We start from the raw sequence: 8,149 nt of genomic DNA, 5'->3' as shown, positions 1-8,149 counted from the left end.
ATTGAGCTGTTGGAACAAGCGGGTGTGCCGCAAAAAATCCCTGCTTTGGCAGATAAATTGTCCATTCTGCCCGATGAATACGAATTTTTTGAACGCCGACTGAAAGCGATGGCGCGTGATGGGCAAATTCTCATCAATCGGCGTGGCTTGGTTTGTGTGGCGGAAAAATTGGCGATTGTGAAATGCCGCGTGGAAATGTCGCGCGATGGCAGTTTTGGTTTTGCTGTGCCGCTTGTGCCGCATGATGATGGCGATTTGGTTTTGTACAACAAGCAGTTGGCTGGTGTGATGCATGGCGATATTGTTACCGTGCGCCCTTTGGGTTTGGACAGACGCGGTCGCCGTGAAGGGCAGATTTTGGACATTGTGGAACGCGCTCATTCGCATATTGTGGGGCGTTTTTATTTGGAACGCGGTGTGGCGGTGTTGGAGGCGGAAGACAAACGCATTCAGCAAAGCATTGTTTTGTCGCCAGAAAGTGTGGCGCAATTTCAGCCCAAATCGGGGCAGGTGATTGTGGCGGAACTGGAAACTTATCCTGAAAATCATCGCCCTGCGGTTGCGAAAATCACGGAGGTGCTGGGTGATTATGCCGACAGTGGCATGGAAATTGAAATTGCGGTTCGCAAGCACCGTTTGCCACACACGTTCAGCGAAGGCTGCCTGAAAGCGGCTGAAAAAATCCCCAATAAAGTTCGCAAAACCGATTTGAAAAACCGCGTGGATTTGCGCGATTTGCCACTGGTTACGATTGATGGCGAAAGCTCGCGCGATTTTGATGATGCGGTGTATGCGGAAAAAATCGGCAGAAATTACCGCTTGATTGTGGCGATTGCGGACGTGAGCCATTATGTGAAACCCAATGATTTGATTGATAAAGACGCTTTGGAACGCGCCACCAGCGTGTATTTTCCACGCCGTGTCATTCCCATGTTGCCTGAAAATTTGTCCAATGGCATTTGCTCGCTCAACCCTGATGTGGAGCGGCTTTGCATGGTTTGCGACATGACGATTACTTACGCGGGCAATGTGAAGGCGTATGAATTTTATCCTGCGGTGATGAAATCGGCAGCGCGTTTGACCTACAATCAAGTTTGGCAATGGCTTGAAAATGATGAAAAAAATATCCCCGAAACCTTTTCAGGCAGCCTGAAAACGCTCTACAAATTGTTCCAAATTTTGCAAGCCAAACGCCAAAAACGCGGCGCAATGGAATTTGAAACCATTGAAACGCAAATGATTTTTGACGATAAAGGCAAAATTGAACGCATTGAACCCGTCAAACGCAATGACGCGCACAAATTGATTGAAGAATGCATGTTGGCGGCAAATGTTTGCGCGGCTGATTTTCTGTTGCAAAACAAGCACCCTGCGCTGTATCGCAACCACGCAGGGCCCACGCCCGAAAAATTGGCGACTTTGCGTGAACAGTTGGCTTTGCTGGGCTTGAAATTGGGCGGCAAGGACAATCCCACGCCCAAACATTATGGCGAACTTGCCGCGCAAATTGCTGACCGTCCCGACCGCGAATTGTTGCAAACCATGTTGTTGCGTTCCATGCAGCAAGCGATGTATGAACCTGAAAACATGGGACATTTTGGTTTGGCTTATGAACATTACGCGCATTTCACTTCGCCCATTCGCCGCTATCCTGATTTGTTGGTGCATAGGGCGATTAAGGCAGTGCTGGCTGGGCAAAAATACGAAGTCCCCAGTTGGCAAGAAATGGGCGTACACACTTCATTTTGCGAACGCCGCGCCGATGAAGCGAGCCGTGATGTAGAAAGCTGGCTGAAAACCTATTTCATGCGCGATAAGGTGGGCGAAGTGTTCACGGGCAAAGTGTCGGGCATGGCGAATTTTGGCTTGTTTGTAACGCTGGACGAGATTCACATTGAGGGCATGGTGCATGTGAGCGATTTGGGCGAGGATTATTTCAATTATCGTGCCGATTTGCTGGCGATGGTGGGCGAACGCAGTGGTGTGCGTTTCAATATGGGCGACACGGTTACGGTGAAAGTGGCGCGCGCGGATTTGGAAACCAGTCGCATTGATTTGGTGCTGGTGGGTGGCGTGAAAAGCGGCAAAAAGTCGGCAAAATCCGCCAAATCCAAACAAAAGCTGCCTGAAAACGTGGCAAAATTGGTGGACGAGGCAGAACACATATTGGCAAAATCCAAACGCCAATCTGCCAGCAAAAGCGTCAAAAAAGCCGCACCGAAAAAAGCGAAAAAATCGGTTCAGATTAAAGTGAAAAAGGTATAAAGGCATTTTCAGGCTGTCATATTTGCAAAAGCTGCCTGAAAAAAAGAAGATGGAGCGATTGGTTTTCAGTCGCCTTATTTTTAATGCAAGTTAGGGACTGTTGAAAATTCCATGAAAATAAATGACTTGTGTAGTGTAGGTGCAATCCTCTCTACAATAGAGTTTCATTAAACCACTATCAGCATGGAAATCTGCCTTGTATTTGCATGATTTTGCGATAAAAATCCATCTATCAATCTTATGAATACAGGTTATAAAACAAGACGACAGTAATTGCTTCAATATTTGGGGCTTATTAATTAGGCTGCCTGAAAGTCAATAATAAATGATGCCATGCTACTTTAATCTATGCAGTTTTTTGTACGTTTGTGTGCGGTTTGGGTTAAAATACGCAATTTTTCAATAAGTCTGATTGGTATGCAGGCGGTAAATGAAGATGAACGATTTAATAACTTGGTTAAGCACGGTTTTACCACGCACATACGAATACCGTGAAATGTTTGCTTACGGCATTATGCTGACTTTGGGCGTAACGGCTGTTTCCATTTTAATTGGTGTGGTTTTGGGTTTGTTGGGTGCATTGGCACGCATTGTCCGTTTTGAAAAAGGCAATAAATTGTTGCTGTGTTTGGCATGGCTGATGCGTAATCTTTCTTTGTTGTATGTTACGTTGTTTCGCGGTACGCCTTTATTTGTGCAAATTTTCATTTGGTATTTTGTGTGGTTTCCGCTGTTGGTACACCCAGAACACGGTTGGTTGCTTACGGGGCAAGAAGCGCAGGAGTTCCGTCGTGCTTATGGTCCCATTACCGCAGGTATTTTGGCACTTTCCACCAATGCAGGTGCATACATTACCGAGATTTTTCGTGCAGGTATTCAATCCATTGATAAGGGGCAAATGGAAGCTGCGCGTTCTTTGGGTTTAACTTACCCACAAGCCATGCGTTTTGTGATTTTGCCACAAGCCTTACGCCGTATGTTGCCACCTTTGGCAAATGAATTCATTACCTTATTGAAAGACAGTTCCTTGCTGTCCGCCATTTCGGTTGCTGAAATTGCTTATGTACAGAAAACCATTTCAGGGCGTTACTATGTTTATGAAGAGCCTTTGTATGTGGCGGCGTTTCTGTATTTGGTAATGACCATTTTTTTGAGTTGGTTGTTTTCAGCTTTGGAAAACCGTTATAACCGTGCTCATCAGCGTTAAAAATACATCACAATATCAGGCTGCCTGAAAACGTTCAGGCAGCCTGTCTTTAATGTCATTTAGGAAAACAAAAAACCATGTTGTATCAAATCATTGCATTGATTATTTGGAGTAGCTCTTTTGTGGCAGCAAAATACGCTTATGTCATGATAGACCCTGCGTGGATGGTGCAAATTCGCTTTACTATAGCGGCTTTAATTGTGTTGCCAACTTGTCGGCGTTATGTGGGAAAAATACCCAAGAATCAATGGAAATCTTTAATTATTTTGTCTTTTATTAATTATGTTTTGGTGTTGATGTTACAATTTTGGGGTGTGAAATACACATCTGCTGCCAGTGCTACCACTATTGTGGGGCTGGAACCGATTTTGATGGTGTTATTGGGACATTTTTTCTTTGGTGATAAGGCAAAATGGTGGGATTGGTTGTTTGGTTCAATCGCATTTATGGGTGTGGGTTTGCTGGTTTGGGGTGGGCATGGTGGTAATGGTTCGGTGGATTTATTCGGTTGCGCTTTGATTTTATTGGCAGGTGTGTTTTTTTGTGCAGCATACCGTCCAACACAAAAATTGATACAAATCATAGGCGCACCTGCTTATACATCGGTTTCTTTGGCATTGGCAGCAGTATTGTGTTTGCCATTCAGTTATTTATTGGCTCAATCGCATCAGCTTAATTGGCATATTTCAGGTGTATTGAGTTTATTGTATTTGGGTATCGGTTGCAGTTGGTTTGCCTATTGGTTGTGGAACAAGGGCATGACAAGTGCAAAGGCCAATTTTTCAGGTTTATTGATTTCTTTGGAGCCTTTGTTCGGCGTATTGTTGGCGGTGGGTTTATTGGGGGAAACCGTGTCTATGATGTCGGGCATGGGTATGGTTTTGATTATGGTCGCCACTTTGGTGGTGGCATTGATACCGCATTATTTGGCGAAACAAAACTGATTTCAGGCAGCTTAAAAATGTGGGATTGGGTTTTAGGCTGAAACCTTTGTCAAAGCCGTTTTGAAACTGGCGTAGTGGTGGATATGAAATCGATTCCTGCGAGATGAGTTTGACAAGGGTTTCAGGCTGCCTGAAACGATTGTTGCAGCTGTTGCCTAACAGAACGCGTGGCTTCGTGCATTCACACAATACTGCCAAGGTTACACCCAACCAAATTTGAGACATCAAATGCGCTTTACCCGATTGTTTCAAAAAACTTGCTACAATCCCCACAACCAATGTGGCTTCAATGTCCTCACGCAACATGATGAGAAAATCGATTAACATAAATCTTGCATTTTTTCAAAAAACAAACGGTATTATTGGCTTGCATTTCAGTACGGCACAGTTGCTTCAAATCAAAATCAAACAAGATGACTGCGACCGCCTCTGCATCTTGTAGATAAGGCGCGGATAACGCTGTACCCTTTGTATTTAAAACGTCCTGTTCCTAATTGATTGCTGTCAGTGAGCATAAAAGCAGCAATAATTTGTTTTTTAAACCGTAAAAACAGGTTAAATCTGACATTCAGGTAGCCTGAAAGACTTGCACGCAACGATAGTCTGCCCCATTTGGCGATGAATATGTTAAAATCCGTACCGTTTTGCCACAAAAATGGCGCAAGGAATCCTTTATTATGCTGACCCATTTAGCCAAAAAAGTCTTCGGCAGCCGCAACGACCGTTTGTTGAAGCAATATCGTAAAACTGTTTCCAAAATCAATGCTTTGGAAACGCAAATGCAGGCTTTGAGTGATGATGAATTGAAAGCCAAAACAGCAGAATTCAAACAACGTATTGCCGATGGCGCAACATTAGAAAGTTTGCTGCCTGAAGCATTTGCGGTGTGCCGTGAAGCCTCTGTACGAACATTAGGTATGCGCCATTTTGATGTGCAACTGATTGGTGGCATGGTGTTGCACCATGGCAAAATTGCCGAAATGCGTACGGGAGAGGGTAAAACATTGGTGGGTACGTTGCCTGTGTATTTGAACGCACTTTCAGGCAAAGGTGTACACGTTGTTACCGTAAACGATTATTTGGCGGAACGTGATGCCAACATCATGCGTCCTCTATATGGCTTTTTGGGTTTGGAAGTAGGCGTGATTTTGAGCAATCAAGAGCCGTTTTATCGTCAAACAGCCTACAATGCGGATATTACCTACGGTACAAACAATGAATTTGGGTTTGACTATTTGCGCGATAATATGGTGCATGACCCATATGATAAAGTGCAACGTGAATTGAACTTTGCTGTAGTGGACGAAGTGGACAGCATCTTGATTGATGAAGCGCGTACACCTTTGATTATTTCGGGTCAGGCCGATGACAATGTTCAGCTTTATCAAGTGATGAACCAAATGCCTGCACATTTATTGCGTCAAGACAAAGAAGATGGCGAAGGCGATTATTGGGTTGACGAGAAAAATCATCAAGTTACCTTGTCAGAAAAAGGACATGAACACGCAGAACAACTTTTACAGCAAATGGGTTTGTTGCGTGATGGCGAATCGCTGTATTCTGCTGGCAACATCATGTTGATGCACCACTTGATGGCGGCTTTACGCGCACACAGTTTGTTCCATCGCGACCAACATTATGTGATTAAAGATGGTGAAATCGTGATTGTGGACGAACACACAGGGCGTTTGATGGACGGTCGCCGTTGGTCTGACGGTTTGCATCAAGCTGTTGAAGCTAAAGAAGGTGTGGAAATCAAAAAAGAAAACCAAACTTTAGCAAGCATCACATTTCAAAACTATTTCCGCTTGTACAATAAATTGGCGGGCATGACAGGTACAGCTGATACCGAAGCCTATGAGTTCCAAAGTATTTATGGCTTGGAAACCGTCATTATTCCAACCAATAAACCCATTCAACGCAAAGATTACAACGACCAAATTTTCCGTACTGCTGAAGAGAAATACGAAGCGGTTATCAAAGACATCAAAGATTGTTACACACGCGGTCAGCCTGTTTTGGTCGGTACGACCACGATTGAAAACTCGGAATTGGTGTCGCATTTGCTCAAACAAGAAGGCTTGCCTCACAATGTTTTGAATGCCAAAGAACACCATCGTGAAGCTTTGATTGTGGCACAAGCAGGTAAACCCAGCATGATTACCGTTGCCACCAATATGGCAGGTCGTGGTACGGATATTGTTTTAGGTGGTAATGTGAAACACCAAGCCGAAGCCATTTTGGCTGATGAAAGGCTGCCTGAAAACGAAAAACAAGCCCAAATTCGTGCGTTGGAAGAAAATTGGGAAACTGACCATCAAACAGTTGTGGCAGCTGGTGGTTTGCACATTATTGGTACAGAACGCCACGAAAGCCGTCGTATTGACAATCAGTTGCGTGGTCGTTCAGGTCGCCAAGGCGATCCAGGTTCCAGCCGTTTTTATCTGTCATTTGAAGACCCATTGTTACGTCTGTTTGCGCTAGACCGTGCCGCTGCCATTTTAGATAAACTTTCGCCCGAACGCGGTGTGGCGATTGAAGCAGGCATTTTGACGCGCCAAATTGAAAATGCCCAACGCAAAGTAGAAGGGCGTAACTTTGATATGCGTAAGCAAGTGTTGGAGTACGATGATGTTGCCAATGACCAGCGTAAAGTTTTGTATCATCAACGCAATGCTATTTTGAATAGCAAAGACATTGGCAGTCATACCAAAGAAATGCGTGATTACATTGTTGCACATTTGGTAGATACACATATCCCTGTTGACAGCATGGAAGAGCAATGGAACGTACTTGCTTTGGAAGCACAGTTGGCAGGCGAGTTTCGCGTTACAGCAGACATTCAAGGTTGGCTCAAAGAAGACAATAGTTTGGAAAATGAAGACATCAAAAAACGTTTGTTGGCGCAAGTGGAAAGCGAATACCGTGCCAAAGTAGATTTGGTGGGGCAAGAATCATTTAATGGTTTTGAACGCAATGTGGTACTACAAGTGATAGACCATCAATGGCGTGAGCATTTGGCGGCGATGGATTATTTGCGTCAAGGTATTCATTTGCGTGGTTATGCGCAGAAAAACCCAAAACAAGAATACAAGCGTGAAGCGTTTGAAATGTTTCAAAATTTGTGGCACAACATTCAAAAACAGGTTGCTGAACTATTGATTTCGGTACAAATCCAACGTAATGAAGACATTATTGCGGAAACTGCACCCGAGCAAATTGAGACTCATATTCATCAAGCACAAGCACCAGATATGCAAAGTGTGCTTTCAGGCAGCCGAGATGCTTTGGCGCGCACTGCGTTTGACCCCAATAATGGCACAGAAGAAGACGATGCACAATATTTGCCCGATGCTTTGGAAGCAGCAGGCATCACGGTATTACGTAATGACCCTTGTCCCTGTGGAAGTGGTTTGAAATACAAGCATTGTCATGGTCGTTTGGCGTGATGTTTGTGTTTGTTCAATACATAAGGCTGCCTGAAAACCGATTTGGGGTTTTTAGGCAGCTTTTGGCGGATAGACACACCACTATTTTGAAACGACTATACTACAACCGCATTTTCAGGCAGCCTGAAACACTAAAAAAACCCACAAATCCATTGAATTTGTGGGTTTTTTCACAAAATGCAATCACGCAAACACAATATTGTGTTGCTCATCTGTTTGCACGCGAATTGTGCTTTCAGGCGCATATTGCCCATTGAGCAAGGCTTTGGCGAGCGGATTTTCAA

4 protein-coding genes and 1 pseudogene are annotated in these 8,149 nt (G+C 44.3%); 4 read left to right on the top strand and 1 reads right to left on the bottom strand.

What is annotated here, in order from left to right; translation table 11 throughout:
* The 3 genes from rnr to Q4B82_RS08810 form a co-directional block, all read left to right on the top strand.
* On the top strand, positions 1-2,265 hold a 2,265-nt coding region (gene rnr, locus Q4B82_RS08820), incomplete at its 5' end, for a ribonuclease R (RefSeq protein ID WP_303066088.1).
* Positions 2,266-2,701: 436 nt separating this feature from the next.
* The gene (locus Q4B82_RS08815; RefSeq protein ID WP_303066087.1) at positions 2,702-3,472 is read left to right on the top strand and encodes an amino acid ABC transporter permease; all 771 of its coding nucleotides are present in this window, start codon (positions 2,702-2,704) and stop codon (positions 3,470-3,472) included.
* 77 nt (positions 3,473-3,549) lie between these two features.
* The gene (locus tag Q4B82_RS08810; protein ID WP_303066086.1) at positions 3,550-4,416 is read left to right on the top strand and encodes a DMT family transporter; all 867 of its coding nucleotides are present in this window, start codon (positions 3,550-3,552) and stop codon (positions 4,414-4,416) included.
* Positions 4,417-4,602: 186 nt separating this feature from the next.
* Here the strand turns inward: Q4B82_RS08810 and Q4B82_RS08805 are convergent.
* Positions 4,603-4,743: pseudogene (locus tag Q4B82_RS08805) on the bottom strand (FTR1 family protein); the annotation flags it as partial.
* A gap of 350 nt (positions 4,744-5,093) precedes the next feature.
* Here Q4B82_RS08805 and secA point away from each other — a divergent pair.
* On the top strand, positions 5,094-7,865 hold the full coding sequence (gene secA, locus Q4B82_RS08800; protein ID WP_303066085.1) for a preprotein translocase subunit SecA: 2,772 nt from the start codon (positions 5,094-5,096) through the stop codon (positions 7,863-7,865).
* Positions 7,866-8,149 lie beyond the last annotated feature (284 nt).

The sequence above is a fragment of the Alysiella sp. genome, from assembly GCF_030525755.1.
Lineage (GTDB): Bacteria > Pseudomonadota > Gammaproteobacteria > Burkholderiales > Neisseriaceae > Simonsiella.
The sequence above is the reverse complement of the archived record's forward strand: the minus strand, read 5'-3'. Positions and strand labels throughout refer to the sequence as shown.